Genomic DNA, 22,060 nt, shown 5'->3' on the forward strand with positions numbered 1-22,060 from the left:
TGGCTGGGGTACTAGGATTCGAACCTAGGTATGCCGGGATCAAAACCCGGTGCCTTACCGCTTGGCGATACCCCAAAAACTGAGAAACATGAAATGATGGCTGGGGTACTAGGATTCGAACCTAGGTATGCCGGGATCAAAACCCGGTGCCTTACCGCTTGGCGATACCCCAACTAAAACTTGTTTCATCACCCGCTAACGCAGATGTTTAAAATAATGGTACGGGAAGAGAGACTTGAACTCTCACACCTTACGGCACCAGAACCTAAATCTGGCGTGTCTACCAATTTCACCATTCCCGCACAGTTTCAATTTTACATCCTGAAGTGATGCTAGCAAAAGCTAGTATAACGAAATGGTAGCAATGGCGGGACTTGAACCTGCGACCCCAGCATTATGAGTGCTGTGCTCTAACCAGCTGAGCTACATTGCCACTTCGTTATTGCGCGCCCCTCGTAGCGAGGAACGGGGCGTATTATGCTTATTCGAGGTATCGAGGTCAACAGCTTTTTTTCGCTATTTTCCTTGATACAAACCGTTCGGCTATTACTTCACCAAACTGAGCAACAGATACACTAAATCAGCCTCTGTTGCCCGTATTTTGCCTAACTTTCTAAAGCTTAGCCCAATAATGGCTAACTTATACGTTAAACAGGAAGTGCATCACATCGCCATCTTGAACGATATAAGTCTTGCCTTCTACACGTAACTTACCCGCTTCTTTGGCGCCAGCTTCACCTTTATAGGCAATAAAGTCGTCAAATGCCACCACTTGCGCACGGATAAACCCACGTTCGAAGTCGGTATGGATAACGCCCGCCGCCTGTGGTGCAGTCGCGCCTACAGAAACGGTCCAAGCACGCACTTCTTTTACGCCCGCAGTGAAGTAAGTTTGCAGGTTCAATAACTGGTAACCAGCACGGATCACGCGATCTAACCCAGGCTCTTCTAACCCAAGGTCTGCCATAAACTCATCGCGTTCTTCAACATCCATTTCAGCTAGTTCAGATTCAATTGCAGCGCACACTGAAACCACAATGGCGTTTTCTTTTTCAGCAATGGCACGCACTGCATCTAAGTGTGGGTTATTATCAAACCCATCTTCAGCCACGTTGGCAATGTACATGGTTGGCTTTAAGGTTAAGAAGTTTAAGTAAGCAACAGCTTCTAATTCTTCCTTAGAAAGATCCATCGAGCGCAGCATTTTGGCTTCATCGAGCACTGGACGCATTTTCTCAAGAACCTCAACCTCAAACTTAGCGTCTTTATCGCCACCCTTAGCACGTTTTTGCTGACGAATAACGGCGCGCTCTAAGCTATCTAAGTCGGCAAGCGCCAACTCGGTATTGATCACTTCGATGTCGCGAGCAGGATCCACTTTGTTTGCAACGTGAACGATGTTGTCATCGTCAAAACAACGTACCACATGACCAATAGCATCGGTTTCACGGATGTTAGCAAGGAACTTGTTCCCTAAACCTTCACCTTTAGAAGCGCCTGCAACTAGGCCAGCGATATCCACGAACTCCATAGTGGTTGGCAGTATACGTTGAGGATTAACAATTGCCGCCAGCGCATCTAAACGAGGATCCGGCACAGGCACTACACCAGTGTTTGGCTCAATGGTACAAAACGGGAAGTTTGCCGCTTCGATGCCAGCCTTAGTTAACGCATTAAAAAGCGTTGATTTACCTACGTTAGGAAGACCAACAATGCCGCATTTAAAACCCATATTCTTACCTTTCTCTCGATGATTGGCTGGCAAGTCACACTCACCAGCAAGTTTTAGTCGCACTGCCCCTTGGCAGCACATTGATAAATCGTCTTGACGTTTGAATAGCGACCTATAACAAAGCGCCTACCCAAACATTACTCCGCTTTAAAGGAGTGTAATCGAGTCATGGCTTTCACCATGTCCTCTTTAAATAAAATTTCAGTTGAGCGCACGGCTTCGTCTACGGCAGCATTGATCAGCTCTTGCTCTTTCGCGGGAGCCTTACCCAATACGTAGCCACTGACTTTATTTTTATCGCCGGGATGACCAATCCCAATCCGTAAACGATAGAAGTTTTTATCATTCGCTAATTTGGCAATAATGTCTTTTAAGCCGTTATGACCACCATGGCCGCCACCGAGTTTAAATTTAGCCACGCCAGGTGGCATATCCAGCTCATCGTGGGCCACCAGAATTTCTTCAGGTGTAATACGAAAGAAATTAGCTAAAGCACCTACGGCTTTACCACTTAAGTTCATATACGTAGTCGGTATGAGTAAACGCACATCTTTACCGTGTAATACGGCTCTGGCTGTCAAGCCAAAATACTTGCTATCGGCGACTAAGCTCACACCACAAATACGGGCTAATTCTTCCACATACCAAGCACCCGCATTATGGCGAGTCTGGGCATATTCAGCGCCCGGATTGGCAAGCCCTACGATTAATTTAATTTCGCTCATGACACTCACTGATGGCACTCAATACTGCGTTAATTGGTCGATGGCAAAGCACACAGGTCGACCATATTGAGCTAATAATGCCGCTTATACTCGTTAAAAACGCGGCATTTTAGCACTCAATGCGTAAGTCAACAAATACCGAGTGAGCAAGTGCTCACAACGAGGAACTAATTGAGCCCCATCGCATACTTAAGTACAGTTTGTTTGATGGGAGAATTGATATTGGCCAATTTTAATGCGCCATTGCGAAGTAATTTAAGCGGCAAAATATCATTACTAAAGCTAGCGTAAAACACATCCATGGTGGTCATCATCAGCTGATTATCAAGGTAACGTTTTGCTTGATATTGGCTTAACACCTCGGTTGACCACCATGGTTTATCCTCAGTTAATGCCGTCTTGATGGCTGTCAACAAAGCTCCAACATCTTTAAATCCAAGGTTAACCCCTTGACCAGCAAGCGGATTAATGGTGTGCGCTGCATCCCCTAAAATCACCACATTTGGCTTAAAATAAGCCTGAGCATGCCGGCGCGTGAGCGCAAAGCTGCCCTTTGCCTCAACCGTAAAATCACTGTCTAAACGAGATGGAAAATGCTGGCGAATTTGGTCGGCCAACTGCTTATTGTTCAGTTGCATTAACTGTTTGATGCGATTGGCATCATCATACCAAACTAACGAGGCATGATTACCGGGTAAAGGTAACAAGGAACGTGGGCCGCTAGGTGTAAATTGCTGCCAAGTCACATCTTGTTGACCTTGGGCGGTTTGGATATTAATCAGCATGGCCGATTGAGCATAGTCCCAACCCGAAATCCCAATGCCCGCCCATTGGCGTACTTGAGAATTCGCACCGTCAGCGCCAACCAACAGCTTAGCCTCGAGTGAATAACCGGATTGTAAGTGCACGCTTACCGTATCAACACCACGCGCAAAGTAGGCAACGCGCTCAGGGCAAAAGAGTTGAATATTTTCCCATTGCAGCATTTGCTCCCACAGAGCGAGCTGCACTAAACGGTTTTCAACGATATGGCCTAAATGGCTAGCGCCGATTTGTGAACTATGGAATTGAGTAATACAGCCATCAAGCTCCCAAGTCTCTAAGCCAAGATAAGGCACATTACGCATCTTAAGTAAGCTGTCTAATGCGCCTAACTGTTCAAGTAAATGTTCAGAGGCAACGCTTATTGCCGAAACGCGTACATCTAATGCTTGCTCTGGAGAATAAGCCTCGGGCGTAAAGGACTCAACTACAGCAACGTTAAGTCCTTGCTGTGCAAGACCAATCGCCGTTGCCGCGCCCACCATGCCGCCACCGACTAAAACCACATCAAAGGATTGAGTCTCTGATGTTATCGGTGCAGATTGCTGTGTTTGGCTCATTGTTCGGCTCATCTTAATTACCACTCATATTGTTGTTTAGACTTGTCAAATACACCTTGTCACACCATCGCCATTCGCAACAGCTGCGCTGTAAATAATGCATTGGCTGCCACACCAACCATGTAAACGTTACCGTCAGTTACCGCAACAGGCTCGATTATGCCCTATATCACTACACCACGGAAATGTTGAACGTATTTCGACTCTAAATCCGTGAAGACATTGGCATTTGCTCCAGCAATAGCTTGTTGCCAATGGCAAATGTCGCACTAAGTCACCAACCTAAAACCCATCAATAGCGATAAACCTAGCTTCTTTGTGGGTATCATAATCCGATAGGATTAGCGAGTAAAAATGTGGACAACGCTGGTCAGCAGCAACAACTGCGGGTAAAATGTCGCGCTATTTTGACTGGGCGGTCTGTTGGTCTTTTTACAAGGCAACGACGGCTCGGGACTCTTTTTACAGGGCAGCGTAGGGCAACACAACTGATGAGCAAAAAACTCCATATTAAAACTTGGGGCTGTCAAATGAATGAGTACGACTCATCTAAGATGGCGGATCTTTTAGGCGAATACCAAGGTTACACCTTAACTGAAGAAGCAGAAGAAGCAGATATTCTGCTGCTGAACACTTGTTCTATCCGTGAAAAAGCACAGGAAAAAGTGTTCCATCAGTTAGGTCGTTGGAAAACACTCAAAGATAGAAATCCTGACCTGATTATTGGTGTGGGTGGCTGTGTTGCATCTCAAGAAGGTAAAGCGATTAAAGACCGAGCTCATTGTGTTGACATCATCTTTGGCCCACAGACGCTTCACCGTCTACCGGAGATGATCGAACAAGTACGCCGCGGCGATAAAGCAGTGATCGACGTGAGTTTTCCTGAGATCGAAAAATTTGACCGTCTTCCCGAACCACGCGCCGAAGGCCCAACGGCGTTTGTGTCAATTATGGAAGGTTGTAGCAAATACTGTTCATTCTGCGTGGTACCTTATACCCGTGGTGAAGAAGTCAGCCGCCCATCGGACGACATCATTCTTGAAATTGCCCAACTGGCAGAACAAGGTGTGCGCGAAGTCAATCTGCTCGGTCAAAACGTCAATGCTTACCGTGGCGCAACCCACGATGGCGGGATCTGTACCTTTGCCGAGCTATTACGCTATGTTGCCGCTATCGACGGCATCGACCGTATTCGCTTCACCACCAGTCACCCCATTGAATTTACCCAGGATATCATCGACGTTTACGAAGATACGCCCGAATTAGTTAGCTTCCTGCACTTACCCGTGCAGTCAGGTTCTGATCGCATTCTCACCGCAATGAAACGCGGCCATATGGCGATTGAGTACAAATCTATCATCCGCCGCCTGCGTAAAGCCCGCCCAGATATCCAAATCAGCTCCGACTTTATTATTGGTTTCCCTGGCGAAACGAAAGAAGACTTCGCCGATACCATGAAGCTGATTGAAGATGTAGGTTTTGACCACAGCTTTAGCTTTATCTACAGTGCGCGCCCAGGCACGCCAGCGGCAGATTTACCCGATGACGTTGATATGGAAGAGAAAAAACAACGTCTGGCCATTCTACAAGACCGCATCACTCAACAGGCCATGCGTTACAGCCGCCATATGATGGGCACAGTGCAACGCATTCTGGTTGAAGGCCCCTCGGTGAAAAACCCGATGGAACTGCGCGGTCGCACCGAAAACAACCGTGTGGTGAACTTTGAAGGCTTACCAAAACACATTGGTACCTTTGTGGATGTCGAGATTGTCGACGTTTACACTAACTCACTACGCGGTAAATTTATCCGCGGTGAAGATGAAATGGATCTGCGCCGTAACCTGCGCCCATCGGATATTCTGGCGAAGCATAAGCAAGATGATGATCTCGGTGTCACTCAATTTAAACCTTAAGGGTTTAAATCTTGGGTGAGTGTACCTATATAAAGAGGGCGACAATGTCGCCCTCTTATTTTATGGCCTTAACAACTGCTGTAATTGATGATTTTCCGTTAGCAATTATGATGGATGGCTCGTAAACTGAGATTATCTTCTGAATAGAGGCTGCGATAGTTGACTGACATCGCACTTAGCTTTCACTCGGCACTTTGCTTGGTATTTGATAATTTGCTTGTTATTTGACAATAGGAGTACTGTTTGTCCAGTAAATTAACCACAATGAATTTGTATCTCGAACCCGCAGAAACCCGCCGTTTGGCTTCACTGTGCGGTCCCTTCGATGACAATATCAAACAGATTGAGCGTCGCGTTGGCGTTGAGATAGTCCGTAAGAACAACCATTTCCAAATTACCGGATTACCACGTCACTGTTTAAGTGCCAATAACTTACTTAAGCAGCTCTATATTGAAACTCAAACGGTCAAGGGCAGCACGCCGGATCTCGACCCTGAACAAGTGCATTTGGCCATTCAAGAAGCCATTGCCCTAGAGCAGGACGACAGCGGTGACGATAAAGCCTTAGTTATCAAAACCCGCCGTGGCGTGATAAAACCGCGTAACCCCAACCAAAGCACCTATGTGGCCAACATTGTGCGCCATGATATTACCTTTGGTATTGGTCCAGCGGGCACAGGTAAAACCTATTTGGCCGTTGCCGCCGCCGTTGATGCACTAGAGCGTCAAGAAGTGCGCCGTATTCTGCTCACCCGCCCCGCGGTTGAAGCGGGGGAAAAACTCGGCTTCTTACCGGGCGATTTAAGCCAGAAGGTCGACCCCTATCTGCGCCCGCTCTATGATGCCTTGTTTGAAATGCTCGGCTTTGAAAAGGTCGAGCGCTTAATCGAGAAAAACGTTATCGAAGTAGCGCCTTTGGCCTACATGCGTGGCCGCACCTTAAACGATGCCTTTATTATTCTCGATGAGAGCCAAAACACCACGGTTGAACAGATGAAAATGTTCTTAACCCGTATTGGCTTTAACTCACGCGCGGTCATTACTGGTGACATCACCCAAACCGACTTACCCAAACATGTTAAGTCAGGTCTGCGCCACGCCATTGAAGTATTAAGCCAAGTGGAAGAAATCAGCTTCAACTTCTTCGTGTCTCAAGACGTTGTGCGTCATCCTGTGGTTGCTCGCATTGTCGAAGCCTATGAGGCTTTTGATCGTAAAGAGCAGGCATTAAAGGCCGAAAAAGAGCGCCGCGACAATCAACAAGCGCACCCACAAACGCAACAGGAAGTTATAAAGCATGAGTCTTGATTTAGCCTTAGATGTGCAATACGCCACGGCGAGTGACTATCTTCCTAGTGAAGAACAATTTGCCCTCTGGGTAAAAACCGCCATTGGTAATAGCATGGAACAGGCGGAGCTGACGATCCGCATCGTCGATGCCCGTGAAAGCCAAATGCTAAACAGCACTTACAGAGGGAAAGACAAGCCCACTAATGTGTTGTCGTTTCCCTTTGAAGCACCGCCAGAAATTGAACTTCCACTGCTTGGAGATCTTGTCATTTGTGCCGCAGTCGTTGAAAATGAAGCGCGTGAACAAGATAAAACCCTAGAAGCCCATTGGGCACACATGGTTGTACATGGTTGCCTGCATCTGCTAGGTTATGATCACATTGAAGACGAAGAAGCCGAAGAGATGGAGTCATTAGAGACTCAACTCATTGAAAGCTTAGGTTTTACTGACCCATATAAGGAACAATAATTAACTGAGATACTCTCTATCAAGGTTAATGAGAAAACTATGAGTGACGATATCCCCCCGAGTACGAGCGCCCAAAAGAAAAGCTGGTTTGACAGAGTAAGTCAGTTATTTCAGGGCGAACCTCAAAATCGCGAAGACTTAGTTGATGTAATTGATGGCGCAGAACAGCGCGAACTGATCTCTGAAGACACCCGCGAAATGATTAAAGGTGTATTGGAAGTTTCCGATATGCGTGTTCGGGACATTATGATCCCACGAGCTCAAATTGTCGCGATTCAAATCGACAATACCGTTGAAGAGTTGCTCGCAACTGTTATCGGTTCAGGCCATTCTCGCTTCCCTGTGGTTAACGAAGACAAAGACCATATCGAAGGCATTTTACTGGCTAAAGATTTGATCCCTTATGGTTTCTCAAACAGTGAAGAACCCTTTTCCCTTGAGCGCGTGATCCGCCCAGCGGTTGTTGTGCCAGAGAGTAAACGCGTCGATGTGTTACTCAAAGAATTCCGCTCCCAGCGTTACCATATGGCGATTGTCGTTGATGAGTACGGTGGCGTATCTGGTCTGGTAACTATTGAAGATATTCTCGAAGAAATCGTCGGTGAGATTGAAGATGAATTCGATCACGATAGCCCTGAAGACACCGAAATCCGCAAAGTCGGCAATACTGTCTATATGGTGAAGGCGCTTACGCCTATCGAAGATTTTAACGAAGAATTCAACACCCATTTCAGCGATGAAGAGTTTGATACCGTTGGTGGCTTGGTGTCCCATGCCTTTGGCCACTTGCCGGAGCGCAATGAGAGCATCATGATCGAAGGTATTGAATTTAAAGTTATCAACGCCGATACCCGACGTTTAATCCAACTCAGAGTAAAACTCCCCGATCCCAATATCGGTGAAGACGTAGAATAACCCTCTGCGTAAGAATAACTCTCCTTGTAAGAAGAATGATCCGTGCTAACTAACATTCGGGCTTTTGCCCAACAAAAGTCTCGATTGAGTGCGTTACGCCTCGTACTGGCGTTTATTTTAGGCGCCAGTACAGCGCTTTCCTTTGCCCCGTATTCCTTCTGGATCATCTATCCTATCGCCATGGCGTTAGCCCTTTGGCAGAGTGAATCCTTAAGCCCTAAAGCAAGCTTTTTCCATTGGTTAAGCTTTGGTTTTGGCTGTTTTGCCGTTGGGATCAGTTGGGTGCATGTCAGTATGGACACCTTCGGTGGCCTCCCCTTAGCCGCTTCAGTAGGGCTAATGGCGCTGTTAGCACTCTATTTAGCCCTCTATCCGGCCTTAACGGGTCTGGGTTTAGCGTGGTTGACTCGCACTAATACTCCCTCGCTATGGCGTAACCTGCTCTTCTTCCCCGCGCTTTGGGTCTTAACCGAATGGGCCAGAGGCTGGGTTTTGACAGGTTTCCCTTGGATTTGGGCAGGCTACTCCCAAACTGAAGGCCCATTAAAGGAATTCGCGAGTATTATTGGCGCCTTAGGATTAAGTTTCATCATCGCCATGGTTGCGGGCGCATTCGCCTTGTGTTTTAGCAAGCGCTACAAAAGTCTGTTGATTTTACTGCCCATCATCGCAGCCGCTACTTGGGTCGCGCCTAAGCTAACGCAAATCGAGCCGACAGGCGAGTCGGTCAAGGTCGCGCTTGTGCAAGGCAATATTCCGCAAAGTATGAAATGGGAACCCGATGCACTCTGGCCGACCCTGTTGAAATACATGGATTTGTCCCGTGAACACTTTGATGCTGACATTATCGTCTGGCCAGAAGCAGCAATCCCAGCGCCAGAATCTATGGTGCAAGAATTTTTGGATAATGCCAATAAAGTGGCCAACCTTAACCACACATCCATCATTACTGGCATTATCAGTCGTCAACATGACAATTTTTATAATTCACTGATTGTATTAGGTAATCATAATCTGAAACAGCAAGATAGCCCAGATTATGAAAGCGATGGCAGCAACCAGTTTAAAAAGCACCATCTGTTGCCAATTGGTGAGTTTGTGCCCTTAGAAACACTGCTGCGGCCGATTGCGCCTTTCTTTAATCTGCCCATGTCCTCTTTTGCGCGAGGCGACTATCAACAGCCAAATTTGAGCGCGGTAGGCCATAAAATTGCGCCAGCAATTTGTTATGAAATAGCCTTCCCTGAACAATTGCGTGACAGCGTTAATCTCGGGACGGATCTGCTGTTAACCGTCTCCAACGATGCCTGGTTTGGCACCTCAAATGGTCCATTACAACATATGGAAATTGCTCAAATGCGCGCCATTGAGTTAGGCCGTCCTCTGGTTCGTGCCACCAATAATGGTGTAACCGCCGTTGTCGATGAGCATGGCAATATCACAGCTTCTCTGCCGCAATTTGAAACGGGTGTATTGCGAGCCACAATTCCACTGGTTACAGGCCAAACTTGGTTTGCTAAAATCGGCCAAACACCACTGTTAGCCTTATGTGGAGTACTGCTGTTACTCGGTTTTATCCGTCGTCAAAAGCAGCAACAGAATTTGAAATGATTAATCAGAAACGCACTCAAGGTTTTACCTTAATCGAACTCGTGGTCGTTATCATAGTGCTCGGGATTTTAGCGGTTATCGTCGCGCCGAAATTTATCGGCCTGAGCAAAGAGGCGCGGGAAAAAAGTCTGCTGCAACTCCATGCCAGTGTAAAAGCCGCAAATACCTTAGCCTATTCCAAGACCCAAATGCCCAGCTTACAGAGTCAAGCCGTCGCAGGCCGTGATGATATTATTGACATCGACCTTAATGGTGATGGTGTGGCAGAAACCCGCCTCAAGTGGGGTTATCTGGACAATACCGATATCGAAAAATGGATAGAGAAAGATGATAAACTCGTCATTCAATATCAAGGTATTGATATTACATATATTGGCTACGACTTGGATGCTAATACCTTAGTCAACGATGACCAATGTTATTTCCGCTATACCCAAGCAGCCGATTCGAGCACTCCGCCGCTTTACGATATCAATGTCCAAGGCTGTTGATGGCTAATAAAAAACGACGCTAAGCGTCGTTTTTTATTTCTGGCGCATCCACAAGGCTAAGGCGTTAACGCCTCACGAGTAAACTCTTCATGGTCACACTCTGGGCAATCGGGGATCACGCCCGGAAACTCAATACTCATTTCATGGCCACAGTTAGTGCACACCATCACCCCTTGGCTAACAATATCGCCACTCTGGTAATAGCCGTGGTGTTTAAAGTCTTGAGCCAGTTCATGCCATTCCACTTGGCTGCGGTCGGTGATTTCACTTAACCAATGCCAAAGGGTGTTTTCTAGAGTGATCACCGTTGGGCTGTGGCTTAAGCTGTCGGCATTTTGCTCACGCAAAAAGCTGGCGATATCACGCTTTAAGAATTGCTCAACTAACGCGAGCTCATCTTCCCCCGCTTGTTCTTTGAGGCGTAAGAACTCCTTCCCTTGAGTGACAGACTTAAATAAATTCTTTGCAGTCAGCGAGTTATCTTCCGCAAATTGCGCTTTCACTTCGTTAATTAAGGCTTGATACAGTCCTAGTAGCGCACTACTTCTATCATTCATAACCAATACTCCTTCATAGAACCTTTTTAATGCATCGCTTCTAGTTTATTCTATGCAGATCTTATTCGCGTCGATATGGCGTTAGATCAAATAAATAGGCGGCACTGCCGGAAATAGCGTGATGCAAGAGCAATATAATCCCTCAGAAATTGAAGCCTTAGTGCAAAAGCACTGGCACGACAACAAAACCTTTGAAGTTACTGAAGATGCAAACAAAGAAAAGTTTTATTGCCTTTCGATGTTTCCGTACCCTTCAGGTCGACTCCACATGGGACACGTTCGCAACTATACCATAGGCGATGTGGTTGCCCGCTTCCAGCGTCTTCAAGGCAAAAACGTGCTACAACCTATCGGTTGGGACTCTTTCGGTTTGCCTGCAGAAAACGCCGCAATCAACAACAAAACCGCACCAGCACCATGGACTTATCAAAATATTGAGTACATGAAAAACCAGCTAAAATTGCTGGGTTTTGGCTATGACTGGAGCCGTGAAATCGCCACTTGTACCCCAGAATATTACCGCTGGGAACAATGGTTCTTCACTAAACTGTACGAAAAGGGCTTAGTTTACAAGAAGACCGCTTCTGTAAACTGGTGCCCTAACGATGAAACCGTACTAGCAAACGAGCAGGTGCAAGACGGTTGCTGCTGGCGCTGTGATACCCCTGTAGAACAAAAAGAAATTCCACAGTGGTTCATTAAGATCACCGCCTACGCCGAAGAACTGTTAAACGATATCGACACCTTAGACGGCTGGCCTGAGCAAGTTAAGACTATGCAGCGCAACTGGATTGGTCGCAGCGAAGGCGTGGAAATGACCTTCGGTGTGGCAGGTAGCGATAAGTCATTCGATATCTACACTACCCGCCCCGATACCCTGATGGGCGTAACCTATGTAGCGATTGCTGCGGGTCACCCATTAGCAGAATTAGCGGCGCAAACTAACCCTGAGCTGGCTGCCTTTATCGATGAGTGCAAAAACAGCACCACGTCAGAAGCCGATTTAGCCACCATGGAAAAACGTGGCGTCGCGACAGGTCTATACGCTATTCACCCCATCACTGGCAAACAAGTGCCCATTTGGGCGGCTAACTTCGTACTGATGAACTATGGCACCGGCGCTGTGATGTCAGTTCCTGGTCACGACCAACGCGATTACGAATTTGCGAAAAAGTACAATCTGCCAATCGAAGCGGTTATCAAACCTGTTGACGGCGAGTTAGACATCAGCGAAGCGGCTTACACCGAAAAAGGCGTGCTGTTTAACTCTGGCGAGTTCGACGGTTTAGACTTTGACGGCGCCTTCAATGCCATCGCCGACAAGTTAGTGGCAGAAGGTAAAGGCAAACGCCAAGTAAACTACCGTCTGCGTGACTGGGGTGTATCACGTCAACGTTACTGGGGCGCACCAATTCCTATGGTGACCTTAGCCGACGGCACTGTTATCCCAACACCTGAAGATCAACTGCCGGTGATCCTGCCAGAAGATGTGGTGATGGACGGGATCCAAAGCCCAATCAAGGCCGATAAAGAATGGGCGAAAACCCAAGTTAACGGCCAAGACGCGCTGCGCGAGACTGATACCTTTGATACCTTTATGGAATCTTCATGGTATTACGCCCGTTATTGCAGCCCAAAGGCTGATCAAATGTTAGATCCAACCAAGGCTAACTACTGGTTGCCAGTGGATCAGTACATTGGTGGTATCGAACACGCCTGTATGCACTTGTTATATTTCCGCTTCTTCCACAAGTTGCTGCGTGACGCGGGCCTAGTAAACACTAACGAGCCAGCAAAACAACTGCTGACCCAAGGCATGGTTCTGGCCGATGCCTACTACTACACCAACGATAAAGGTGCCCGTGTATGGGTGTCTCCGCTGGATGTAGTCACTACCGAAAAAGACGACAAGGGCCGAGTGACTAAAGCTATCGATAAAGACGGCAACGAACTGGTTTACACCGGTATGTGCAAAATGTCTAAGTCGAAAAACAACGGTATCGACCCACAGGTAATGGTCGAAAAATACGGTGCCGACACTGTGCGTCTGTTTATGATGTTCGCCTCACCACCAGAATTAACGCTGGAATGGCAAGAGTCTGGCGTTGAAGGCGCGCACCGCTTTATCAAACGTCTGTGGAAACTGGCCAGCGAATATGTGGCGCAGGATAACAGCGAAGCACTAGACGTCAGCAAATTAACAAGCGAGCAAAAAGCACTGCGCCGTGAAGTGCACAAGACTATCGCGAAGGTGACCGATGATATCGGCCGTCGTCAGATGTTCAATACTGCGGTTGCCGCCGTAATGGAACTGATGAACCATCTGCAAAAAGCGCCACAAACCACAGGTCAAGACCGAGCTATTATCGGCGAAGCCTTAACTGCGGTAGTGCGTTTACTGTACCCCATCATCCCGCACGTGAGCTTCACCCTGTGGAATGAGCTGGGAAACACCAACAGTATCGAAGACAGCCAATGGCCAGTTGTGGATGAATCTGCTCTGGTAGAAGACAGCAAACTCATCGTGGTACAAGTGAACGGTAAAGTGCGTGCTAAGATCACTGTCGCTGCCGATGCTGACCAAGCGTCTGTTGAAGCACTGGGTATGGCGGACGAGCAAGTCATCAAGTACTTAGATGGCGTTACGGTTCGTAAAGTGATCTATGTACCCGGTAAACTGCTCAGCATCGTTGCCAACTAACATCGTTGATGTGATAAACAGATGCTGTCCACACGACAAACAGGAAACCGCGAAAACTTATGCTAATTAAACGCTTAGCTTTCGCAATCATGGCGCTGGTCATTATGACCAGCGCAGGTTGCGGTTTTAAGCTTCAACGTAGCTACCAAATCCCCGAGCAGCTCAATCAACTCAGTTTGAGCAGCTCGGATGAATACAGCGAACTCACCCGTTTGGTGCGTGAGCGGTTACGTTTGAACAACGTCAAGATTGTCGATGCTGCCAATGATGTGCCAGTGTTAAGGCTTATCACCGACTCCTTAGAGCGTTCGACCCTGTCACTTTACCCTACGGGCAATGTGGCCGAGTATGAGCTTATCTATTTCGTCGAGTTTGCTGTGGCCTTGCCGGGCAAAGAGGCACAACCTTTCAAGATTGAAATTCGCCGCGATTACTTAGACGATCCTCGCACCGCACTGGCTAAAAGCCGTGAGATGGAACTGTTAGTCAAAGAAATGCGTATTCAAGCGGCCGATAGGATTTTGCAATCCCTGGCCAGCACAGAGGTGAATTAATGCAGGGTCCAAATTAATGTGGCACTGCAATAAAATGTGGAGAGTGGTTTAAATGCGTGTTTATCCTGATCAACTCTCCCGCCATCTCAATCCGCTTCACGCTTGTTACCTGATTTTTGGTGATGATCCTTGGTTGCTCGAAACCTTCAAGGATCAGATCCGCCAAGCCGCCAAACGCCAAGGGTTTGAAGAGCGCGTTCAGTTAATTCAAGAAACCGGTTTTAATTGGGGCGACTTAACTCAGGAATGGCAGTCCATGAGCCTGTTTTCTAGCCGGCGCATCATTGAGCTAACTCTCCCCAACGCAAAACCCGGTGCAGATGGTTCGGCGGCGCTACAAGCGTTACTGCAAACGCCGAATCCCGATGTGTTGCTGATCCTTGAAGGCCCAAAACTCGCCAGCGAGCAGACCAATAGCAAGTGGTTCAAAACCTTAGATAGCTTAGGAATTTATTTACCCTGCACTACGCCAGAGGGCGACCAATTCAGACGTTGGCTCGACTCACGCATTACGCACTTTAAGCTGAATTTACAACCCGATGCGCGCGCTATGTTGTACACACTCTACGAAGGGAATTTACTCGCCGCCGATCAGGCCATGCAGTTGCTACAACTGTTAAGCCCAAGCCAGCCTATCGGTGCCGACGAATTAAGCCATTACTTTGAAGATCAATCCCGCTTTACCGTGTTTCAGCTCACCGATGCACTGCTGAATAATCGCCAAGACAGTGCTCAGCATATGCTGGCCCAACTCAACGGTGAGGGTACGGCCATGCCCATTTTACTCTGGGCCTTGTTTAAAGAGCTGCAGTTGCTGCTCAGCCTCAAGAGTGAACAGGCGCAAGGCGTGCCTTTAAATAGTCTCTTTGGTAAATATCGAATTTGGGATAAGCGTAAACCGCTGTACCAAACCGCGTTGCAGCGCTTAAGCCTCACCCAAATCGAACATATGCTTGCCTTCGCGTCCAAGCTGGAATTGAACTTAAAGCAATTAGGCCATGAAGATTGGACAGGGCTCAGCCACCTGTGCTTATTATTCGACCCCAAGGCCCACGGCCATTTGGCCCATATCAGCTTAGATTAAGGCACTGACTGGATGCGTATCGGTATTTTAGGTGGCACCTTTGACCCCATACATTACGGCCATATTCGCCCCGCGATGGAAGTCAAAGCCAGTCTCAAGCTGGATAAAATCCTGCTGATGCCCAACCATATTCCGCCACACAAAAACACTACCCACTCTACCACAGCGCAGCGGCTCGAAATGGTCGCGCAGGTATGTGAGGCATTAACAGGTTTCGAGCTATGTGATATCGAAGCTAAACGCGACAGCCCATCCTATACCGTTGTCACCCTTAAGCAGTTAACTCGACTTTATCCCAATGACGAACTGTTTTTTATTATGGGGATGGATTCGTTTATTCACCTGCAAAGCTGGCACCAATGGCAGCAATTGTTTGAATTAGCCAATATCGTAGTATGTCAGCGCCCGGGCTGGCATTTAGCCGAAGGGCACCCGATGCTGCATGAGTTAAACGTACGCCACGCGTCGCTTGAAGCGTTAAGTCACTCAAATGAACCACAACATGGGCGCATCTTTACCGTTGATATCAGCCCACAGGATATTTCGTCCACCCAAATTCGCTCACAACTGGCCATGGGAGAAATTCCACAGGACGCCCTCCTGCCCGTCACTTTAAATTACATTCAAAAACAACGGCTTTATTTTTCTTAGGCCGAAAATCAAGCGCTAAGAGTACAAACTCAGCCGCTAAGATCGCTAAGAGAATGTATTCCCCCGCTTAAGACTGATATACTAGCGCGCTATTTAAAATGAATGAGGTACATCAGCTTGCAGAGCGCCGAATTAAAACAGTTTGTTGTCGATAAAATCGACGATTTAAAAGCCCGTGACGTCGTGGTTATCGATGTCAGCAACCAATCTAACATCACCGACTACATGGTGATTTGTTCTGGTACATCTAAAACTCACGTTAAAGCGATCGCCGAAAATCTCGTGATCGAAGCAAAAGCCGCAGGCATTCCACCTATCGGTATCGAAGGCCGCGACAGCAGCGAATGGGTATTGGTGGATATGGGCAACGTGATCCTGCATGTTATGCAAGATCAAACCCGTGATTTCTACCAGCTTGAAAAACTCTGGTCAGAAAAGCAAGCCTAATGAAGTTGCAACTTATCGCAGTGGGGACACGGATGCCCGATTGGGTTACCCGCGGTTTTGAAGAGTATCAACGCCGCTTTCCTCGGGATATGGCGCTGGAACTTATCGAAATCCCTGCTGGTAAACGCGGAAAAAATGCTGACATCGCACGCATCCTGCAAAAGGAAGGCGAGCAAATGTTAGCGGCGATTCCTAAGGGCAATCACATTGTTACCTTAGATCTTCCCGGCAAAAACTGGACTACGCCAGAATTAGCGACAGCCATGAATAAATGGCAACTCGATGGTCGTGATGTAAGCTTACTGGTCGGCGGCCCCGAAGGCTTAGCGCCCGCCTGTAAGGAAGCCGCCCATCAGAGTTGGTGCCTGTCGGCATTGACCCTGCCCCATCCTCTGGTGCGGATTGTGGTTGCCGAAAGCTTATACCGCGCGTGGAGCGTGAACACTAATCACCCTTATCACAGAGAATAGCGGGATCTTGATGTTAACGAGTGTCAACCACCCGGATGGGATCAGCTGGAGATAGCCTAAGTGTCGCCAAAAAAGCGGATAACCATGCACGACCACGCCGCCGAGGCGTCACTGTTTAAGCGTCGCGCGCTGTTCACTTTTATTTGTGTTGTCGCCCTCCTTAGTGTGTTGGTGACCAATCTTTATCATCTTCAGGTTGAATCCTATAAAGATTACGAAACGCGCTCTAATGACAACCGCATTCGTGTCGTGCCTATCGCCCCAAGCCGTGGCCTGATTTACGACAGAAACGGCGTGTTACTCGCCGAGAACCAACCCTTTTATTCTCTCGACTTAGTGCCGGAGAAAATTGCCAATATGTCCGAGACCTTGGACGAATTAGGCAAGTTAATCGAAATCACTCCCGATGAGCGTGAAACCTTTACCGAAGCGCTAAAGTTTCACCGCCGCTTTAAGCCCTTAACCCTTAAAAATCAGTTGACCGAAGAACAGGTCGCCATTTTTAGCGTTAACCAACATCGCTTTCCTGGGATCTCCGTTGAGGCGGGTTTAAAACGTAACTACCCCTATGCGAGCCAGCTCACCCATGTGCTGGGCTATGTAGGTAAAATCAACACTCGAGATCGTGCTCAATTGGAGCGTAACGATCAGTGGAAAAACTATGCCGCCACCAAGGATATTGGTAAGCAAGGCATTGAAAAATACTATGAATCACTCCTTCACGGCACACCAGGTCATCTCGAAGAAGAAGTAAACAACCGCGGCCGAACTATCCGTACGCTTAAAATTGTACCGCCGGAGCCGGGACAAGATATTTACTTAACTCTCGATTTACAATTACAGCAAAAAGCCGTGGAACTACTCCAAGGCCATAAAGGCTCAATCGTTGCTATCGATCCAAGGGATGGCGGGATTTTAGCTTTAGTGTCGAGCCCAAGTTACGATCCCAACCAGTTCGTGCAAGGGATTAACAGCAAGGATTACAGTGATTTATTGAATGACAAATCACGTCCGCTGATTAACCGCGCTACCCAAGGCCAATATGCGCCCGCATCAACGATTAAACCTATTATTGCCCTACTGGGACTTGATGAAAAAGCCGTGACCGAACACACCCGTATTTGGGACCCTGGTTTTTGGCAAATCCCAGGGGTTGAGCGTAAATATCGCGACTGGAAACGCTGGGGCCATGGCTGGGTTAACGTCTATAGTGCTATCGTGGAATCCTGCGATACCTACTTCTATGAATTAGCTTATAAAATCGGTGTTGATCCCATAGCCCGTTTTATGGAGCAATTCGGCTTTGGCCAAAATACTGGTGTCGATATTTTCGAAGAATCAGCGGGCAATATGCCGTCGAAAGAATGGAAGCGCTTAAAATACAATCAAGCTTGGTACATAGGTGACACCATTTCAGTCGGTATCGGTCAAGGTTACTGGACCGCAACTCCGTTACAACTGGCCAATGCTACCGCTATTCTCGCCAATAAGGGCCGCCGTTTTCCGCCGCACTTATTAAGATCGATTAAAGATAATACGGCCAAAATTGACTCGCCGATTAACGAGTTACCACCGATTGAGCTTAAAAATCCGCGCAACTGGAATATCATTAACGAAGCCATGCGCCAAACCGCCCATAAGTCTCGCTTCACCGACGCAAGCTATACCGCGGCGATGAAAACCGGTACGGCGCAGGTGATTGGCGTGGCCGAAAACACGAAATACGATGCTAATAAGATTGCAGAGCATTTCCGCGATAACGCACTCGTCGTCGCCTACGCGCCCTTTGAAGATCCGAAAATCGTGCTGGCTGTGGTAATGGAAAACGCCGGCTGGGGTGGCGCAAACGCTGGCCCCGTCGCTCGCGCTATGCTCGATGAATATATACTCAGAGACACTTGGAAACCAACGCCATGAGTGCCCATCAACGTCAAAATATCTGGCAACGATTACATATCGACCTGCCCCTGTTGCTCGGCCTATTGGCTGTAATGGGCTTTGGCCTATTTGTTATCTATTCCGCCAGTGGTGAAGATCTTGGCATGATGGAACGCCAACTGTTTAGGATGTTTTTATCCCTAGGAATCATGTTTACCATGGCGCAAATTAATCCTGAGGCGCTAAAACGCTGGGCATTACCCATTTACCTTGCAGGCATTGTGTTACTGCTTGGGGTGCATTTTTTTGGGGAGATTAACAAAGGGGCACAACGCTGGTTGAACTTAGGTTTTATGGAGTTTCAACCATCTGAACTGATTAAGCTCGCCTTCCCCATTACTATGGCTTGGTATATCAGTAAATTCCCACTACCGCCCAAAAAACGCTATCTAGCGGGCGCAGGTGTCATTCTGCTGATCCCCACATTATTAATTGCTAAACAACCCGATCTTGGCACTTCTATATTAGTTGCGGCATCAGGTATTTTCGTACTGTTTTTATCGGGTATGAGCTGGGTGATTGTGGGCGGTTTTATTGCCGCCGTGTTGGCATTTTTGCCTATTCTCTGGTACTTCCTAATGCACGATTACCAAAGAACCCGCGTCTTGACCCTACTCGATCCAGAACAAGATCCCCTCGGTGCGGGTTACCACATTATCCAATCGAAAATTGCTATTGGCTCAGGCGGCCTCTGGGGTAAAGGTTGGCTCGATGGCACTCAATCCCAATTAGAATTTATCCCCGAACGTCACACTGACTTTATCTTTGCGGTGATCGGTGAAGAATTTGGTCTGATAGGTAGCATTATCCTCCTCCTGATGTATCTCTACATCATCGGACGCGGCTTAGTCATTGCCTCTCGGGCGCAAACCAGCTTTGCCAGACTCCTTGCCGGCAGTATCACATTGACTTTCTTCGTTTATGTTTTTGTGAATATTGGTATGGTTTCAGGTATCCTGCCTGTGGTGGGTGTACCTTTACCCCTTGTCAGTTATGGTGGCACATCGATGCTGACATTGATGACAGGGTTTGGCATTCTTATGAGCATTCATACCCATAGACGTTTTGTAGATAGATAATTTTTAGGGACTTCTTAATGCCTATTCTTCGAGCTTGTTTGGCTCCACTGGCAATGCTTTGCCTCAGTTCATACCTTATTGGCTGTTCAACCGCTAACGAGTCCGCGACAACACAGCCAAGTGCCGCCGTGACCACACAGGCCCCCACACCGGTATTAACCGAGGCACCAGAATTACCTGAGGCCTTAAAGGCTGAGTTTATCAAAACCCAAATGGCACAAGGCTTTACCCAAGCCGAAGTCGAAAATTTCTTGGCCAAAGCCAACTACAACCAAGCGGTTATCGATGCGATTTCGCGTCCTTGGGAAGCGAAACCTTGGCATCAGTATTATCCGATTTTCTTAACCGAAAAACGCCTCAACGCGGGTCTGGCCTTCTGGAAAAAACACGAGGCGACGATTGCCAAAGCCGCCACTAAGTACCAAGTCGAACCACAAATTATTGTGGCTATTATTGGTATCGAAACTTTCTATGGCCAGTACACGGGTAATTATCCGGTTATCGACGCACTCTATACCTTAGGATTTTATTACGAGCCAAGAGCCACCTTCTTCCGCAAGGAATTTGGTGAGTTGATGAGGCTGGTAAAAGAAGAACACTTAGATATCAATAGCCTCAAAGGCTCATACGCTGGCGCCATGGGCTTTGGTCAGTTTATTCCTTCAAGTTACCGCCACTATGCTGTGGATTTTGATGGCAGCGGCAACCGTGATTTACTCCAGAGTCCAGAGGACGCCATTGGCAGTGTTGCCAATTACTTCCATGAACATGGCTGGCAATTGCATGCCCCCGTTGCTTTACCCTTAGTGAATAGCAGTGCCAATGCACCTAAAGCCAAAGTGTGGGCAGGCGAGAAGTTACAATACAAGGTCTCTGATATTCTCTCCCCGAGCTTATCGCTAGCCAACGCCCGCGATTTAGATGCCTCGCAAAAAGCCATGCTTATCGAGCTAGAACAAGTGGGAAGTAAAGATTACTGGTTAGGGCTCAATAACTTTTATGTAATCACCCGTTATAACCGTAGCCCCTTGTATTCCATGGCTGTTTATCAATTTAGCCAACAACTGAAGCAACAACATGACGCTAAAAAATAATCTTTTATCGCTTTTGATGCTCGGCTGCTGTTTTGCGCTCGCGGCCTGCTCGAGTTCTAACTCTGGCTCAGCCAGCGTGAAGAATAAGAATATGGATCCCAATAAGGGCCGCTACGCGCTTAAAAACGATAAGATGCCCCTTAATCCACCCAATGTAGATCATGTACCGAATGCGACCCCCAAATATGAACCCTATAGCCGCCGCGGTAACAAACCCTATACGGTTTATGGTGAGTCCTATACGGTATTAGACTCGGGGGAAGGCTTTTCCGAAATGGGTCGCGCCTCATGGTACGGCGAAAAATTCCACGGTTATGAGACATCCAATGGTGAACCCTACGATATGTTCGGCATGTCTGGTGCCCATAAGACCCTACCCCTACCAAGCTACGCTCGCGTCACTAACTTAGATAACAATAAGCAGGTGATTATTCGCATTAATGATCGCGGTCCGTTCCACTCTGACCGGATTTTAGACTTATCCTATGCCGCCGCCTATAAGCTTGGTATGCTAGGCACAGGCACGGCACGCATAAAACTGGATGTCATCTATATTGGCAATAAAACCGCAACCCAATCGGCAATAGCCAATATTCAATCCTCAGGAAACCACTATATACAGTTAGTGGCTTCGAAGGATAAACAGCGACTCCATAAAATAGCGAAGGATCTGGAGAAGAAATATCAGGTCAAGACTCGTGTACAACCGGCAAACAATATGTTTAGACTACAGCTCGGTCCGATTGGTCAAACGGAGCTTGCCGACCGATTACTCATTAAAGTGAAACAAGATGGCTATCCCGAAGGCTATATGGTTTTGGAATAGTGAACACTCACATTATGGAGTCAATTTAGCTTAAAAATACCGCAGATGAAGGAACCTTCACTGAAAACCTTTGTCGAAGGGTGGTATACTCGCGAAACTATTTTGCCTTTTCTTTCAATACAACCAAA

General features: G+C 47.5%; 20 protein-coding genes and 4 tRNA genes. 16 read left to right on the top strand and 8 right to left on the bottom strand.

Annotated features, from left to right (window positions below):
- The 7 genes from L976_RS11635 to L976_RS11665 all read right to left on the bottom strand — a co-directional run bounded on the left by L976_RS11635 (position 1) and on the right by L976_RS11665 (position 3,839).
- A tRNA-Gln gene (locus tag L976_RS11635) sits at positions 1–75 on the bottom strand.
- A gap of 22 nt (positions 76–97) precedes the next feature.
- Positions 98–172 (bottom strand) — tRNA-Gln (locus L976_RS11640).
- A gap of 45 nt (positions 173–217) precedes the next feature.
- Positions 218–302 (bottom strand) — tRNA-Leu (locus L976_RS11645).
- A gap of 54 nt (positions 303–356) precedes the next feature.
- Positions 357–433, bottom strand: a tRNA-Met gene (locus tag L976_RS11650).
- Between the two features lie 207 nt (positions 434–640).
- Positions 641–1,732: a redox-regulated ATPase YchF gene (ychF, locus tag L976_RS11655; protein ID WP_037431408.1), complete on the bottom strand. Its 1,092-nt coding sequence runs from the start codon at positions 1,730–1,732 to the stop codon at positions 641–643.
- A gap of 137 nt (positions 1,733–1,869) precedes the next feature.
- Complete coding sequence (gene pth / locus L976_RS11660) at positions 1,870–2,457, bottom strand: aminoacyl-tRNA hydrolase (protein ID WP_037415200.1); 588 nt, start codon at positions 2,455–2,457, stop codon at positions 1,870–1,872.
- A gap of 167 nt (positions 2,458–2,624) precedes the next feature.
- The gene (locus tag L976_RS11665) at positions 2,625–3,839 is read right to left on the bottom strand and encodes an FAD-dependent oxidoreductase (protein WP_047536913.1); all 1,215 of its coding nucleotides are present in this window, start codon (positions 3,837–3,839) and stop codon (positions 2,625–2,627) included.
- Positions 3,840–4,330: 491 nt separating this feature from the next.
- Here L976_RS11665 and miaB point away from each other — a divergent pair, with 491 nt between their 5' ends.
- The 6 genes from miaB to L976_RS11695 all read left to right on the top strand — a co-directional run bounded on the left by miaB (position 4,331) and on the right by L976_RS11695 (position 10,531).
- A complete protein-coding gene (gene miaB / locus L976_RS11670; RefSeq protein WP_047536916.1) occupies positions 4,331–5,755 on the top strand; it encodes a tRNA (N6-isopentenyl adenosine(37)-C2)-methylthiotransferase MiaB in 1,425 nt (474 codons plus the stop codon).
- 243 nt (positions 5,756–5,998) lie between these two features.
- Entirely contained in the window at positions 5,999–7,063 is a 1,065-nt protein-coding gene (locus L976_RS11675; RefSeq protein ID WP_047536919.1) for a PhoH family protein, read from the top strand.
- A complete protein-coding gene (ybeY, locus tag L976_RS11680) occupies positions 7,053–7,514 on the top strand; it encodes an rRNA maturation RNase YbeY (RefSeq protein WP_023268295.1) in 462 nt (153 codons plus the stop codon). Before L976_RS11675 ends, ybeY begins: the two co-directional genes overlap by 11 nt.
- Before the next feature lie 39 nt (positions 7,515–7,553).
- A complete protein-coding gene (gene corC, locus L976_RS11685) occupies positions 7,554–8,429 on the top strand; it encodes a CNNM family magnesium/cobalt transport protein CorC (protein WP_037415189.1) in 876 nt (291 codons plus the stop codon).
- Between the two features lie 42 nt (positions 8,430–8,471).
- A complete protein-coding gene (lnt, locus tag L976_RS11690; protein WP_047536922.1) occupies positions 8,472–10,040 on the top strand; it encodes an apolipoprotein N-acyltransferase in 1,569 nt (522 codons plus the stop codon).
- The gene (locus L976_RS11695) at positions 10,037–10,531 is read left to right on the top strand and encodes a type II secretion system protein (RefSeq protein WP_047536925.1); all 495 of its coding nucleotides are present in this window, start codon (positions 10,037–10,039) and stop codon (positions 10,529–10,531) included. The genes lnt and L976_RS11695 overlap by 4 nt, the downstream gene beginning before the upstream one ends.
- A gap of 56 nt (positions 10,532–10,587) precedes the next feature.
- Here the strand turns inward: L976_RS11695 and L976_RS11700 are convergent, their stop codons facing one another.
- Complete coding sequence (locus tag L976_RS11700; protein WP_023268299.1) at positions 10,588–11,088, bottom strand: zinc ribbon-containing protein; 501 nt, start codon at positions 11,086–11,088, stop codon at positions 10,588–10,590.
- A gap of 121 nt (positions 11,089–11,209) precedes the next feature.
- On the opposite strand from L976_RS11700, the gene leuS reads away from it, so the two are divergent.
- From leuS to L976_RS11750, 10 genes are all read left to right on the top strand, one after another.
- Positions 11,210–13,789, top strand: a complete 2,580-nt coding sequence (gene leuS / locus L976_RS11705; protein WP_047536928.1) for a leucine--tRNA ligase — start codon at positions 11,210–11,212, stop codon at positions 13,787–13,789.
- 59 nt (positions 13,790–13,848) lie between these two features.
- Complete coding sequence (locus L976_RS11710) at positions 13,849–14,343, top strand: LPS-assembly lipoprotein LptE (RefSeq protein ID WP_037415176.1); 495 nt, start codon at positions 13,849–13,851, stop codon at positions 14,341–14,343.
- 52 nt (positions 14,344–14,395) lie between these two features.
- A complete protein-coding gene (gene holA / locus L976_RS11715; protein ID WP_047536931.1) occupies positions 14,396–15,427 on the top strand; it encodes a DNA polymerase III subunit delta in 1,032 nt (343 codons plus the stop codon).
- Between the two features lie 12 nt (positions 15,428–15,439).
- On the top strand, positions 15,440–16,078 hold the full coding sequence (gene nadD, locus L976_RS11720) for a nicotinate-nucleotide adenylyltransferase (protein ID WP_047536934.1): 639 nt from the start codon (positions 15,440–15,442) through the stop codon (positions 16,076–16,078).
- Between the two features lie 117 nt (positions 16,079–16,195).
- Positions 16,196–16,525 carry a ribosome silencing factor gene (rsfS, locus tag L976_RS11725; protein ID WP_011071401.1) on the top strand — a complete coding sequence of 110 codons (330 nt, stop codon included), beginning with the start codon at positions 16,196–16,198 and terminating at the stop codon, positions 16,523–16,525.
- A complete protein-coding gene (gene rlmH, locus L976_RS11730; protein ID WP_037415165.1) occupies positions 16,525–16,995 on the top strand; it encodes a 23S rRNA (pseudouridine(1915)-N(3))-methyltransferase RlmH in 471 nt (156 codons plus the stop codon). Before rsfS ends, rlmH begins: the two co-directional genes overlap by 1 nt.
- 60 nt (positions 16,996–17,055) lie before the next feature.
- A complete protein-coding gene (mrdA, locus tag L976_RS11735; protein ID WP_047536937.1) occupies positions 17,056–18,912 on the top strand; it encodes a penicillin-binding protein 2 in 1,857 nt (618 codons plus the stop codon).
- Entirely contained in the window at positions 18,909–20,012 is a 1,104-nt protein-coding gene (gene rodA, locus L976_RS11740; RefSeq protein ID WP_037415160.1) for a rod shape-determining protein RodA, read from the top strand. Before mrdA ends, rodA begins: the two co-directional genes overlap by 4 nt.
- Positions 20,013–20,029: 17 nt before the next feature.
- Positions 20,030–21,106 (top strand): lytic murein transglycosylase B, encoded by a 1,077-nt coding sequence (mltB, locus tag L976_RS11745; RefSeq protein WP_047536939.1) that lies wholly within the window; start codon positions 20,030–20,032, stop codon positions 21,104–21,106.
- A complete protein-coding gene (locus L976_RS11750; RefSeq protein ID WP_037415153.1) occupies positions 21,090–21,932 on the top strand; it encodes a septal ring lytic transglycosylase RlpA family protein in 843 nt (280 codons plus the stop codon). Before mltB ends, L976_RS11750 begins: the two co-directional genes overlap by 17 nt.
- Positions 21,933–22,060: the final 128 nt, after the last annotated feature.

Source organism: Shewanella sp. ZOR0012, assembly GCF_000798835.1.
GTDB lineage: Bacteria > Pseudomonadota > Gammaproteobacteria > Enterobacterales > Shewanellaceae > Shewanella > Shewanella xiamenensis.

Coding starts and splice junctions, on each gene's coding strand:
- ychF (WP_037431408.1), bottom strand. CDS start 1,732: ATGGGTTTTAAATGCGGCATTGTTGGTCTTCCTAACGTAGGTAAATCA.
- pth (WP_037415200.1), bottom strand. CDS start 2,457: ATGAGCGAAATTAAATTAATCGTAGGGCTTGCCAATCCGGGCGCTGAA.
- L976_RS11665 (WP_047536913.1), bottom strand. CDS start 3,839: ATGAGCCAAACACAGCAATCTGCACCGATAACATCAGAGACTCAATCC.
- miaB (WP_047536916.1), top strand. CDS start 4,331: ATGAGCAAAAAACTCCATATTAAAACTTGGGGCTGTCAAATGAATGAG.
- ybeY (WP_023268295.1), top strand. CDS start 7,053: ATGAGTCTTGATTTAGCCTTAGATGTGCAATACGCCACGGCGAGTGAC.
- corC (WP_037415189.1), top strand. CDS start 7,554: ATGAGTGACGATATCCCCCCGAGTACGAGCGCCCAAAAGAAAAGCTGG.
- L976_RS11695 (WP_047536925.1), top strand. CDS start 10,037: ATGATTAATCAGAAACGCACTCAAGGTTTTACCTTAATCGAACTCGTG.
- L976_RS11700 (WP_023268299.1), bottom strand. CDS start 11,088: ATGAATGATAGAAGTAGTGCGCTACTAGGACTGTATCAAGCCTTAATT.
- leuS (WP_047536928.1), top strand. CDS start 11,210: ATGCAAGAGCAATATAATCCCTCAGAAATTGAAGCCTTAGTGCAAAAG.
- L976_RS11710 (WP_037415176.1), top strand. CDS start 13,849: ATGCTAATTAAACGCTTAGCTTTCGCAATCATGGCGCTGGTCATTATG.
- holA (WP_047536931.1), top strand. CDS start 14,396: ATGCGTGTTTATCCTGATCAACTCTCCCGCCATCTCAATCCGCTTCAC.
- nadD (WP_047536934.1), top strand. CDS start 15,440: ATGCGTATCGGTATTTTAGGTGGCACCTTTGACCCCATACATTACGGC.
- rlmH (WP_037415165.1), top strand. CDS start 16,525: ATGAAGTTGCAACTTATCGCAGTGGGGACACGGATGCCCGATTGGGTT.
- rodA (WP_037415160.1), top strand. CDS start 18,909: ATGAGTGCCCATCAACGTCAAAATATCTGGCAACGATTACATATCGAC.
- mltB (WP_047536939.1), top strand. CDS start 20,030: ATGCCTATTCTTCGAGCTTGTTTGGCTCCACTGGCAATGCTTTGCCTC.
- L976_RS11750 (WP_037415153.1), top strand. CDS start 21,090: ATGACGCTAAAAAATAATCTTTTATCGCTTTTGATGCTCGGCTGCTGT.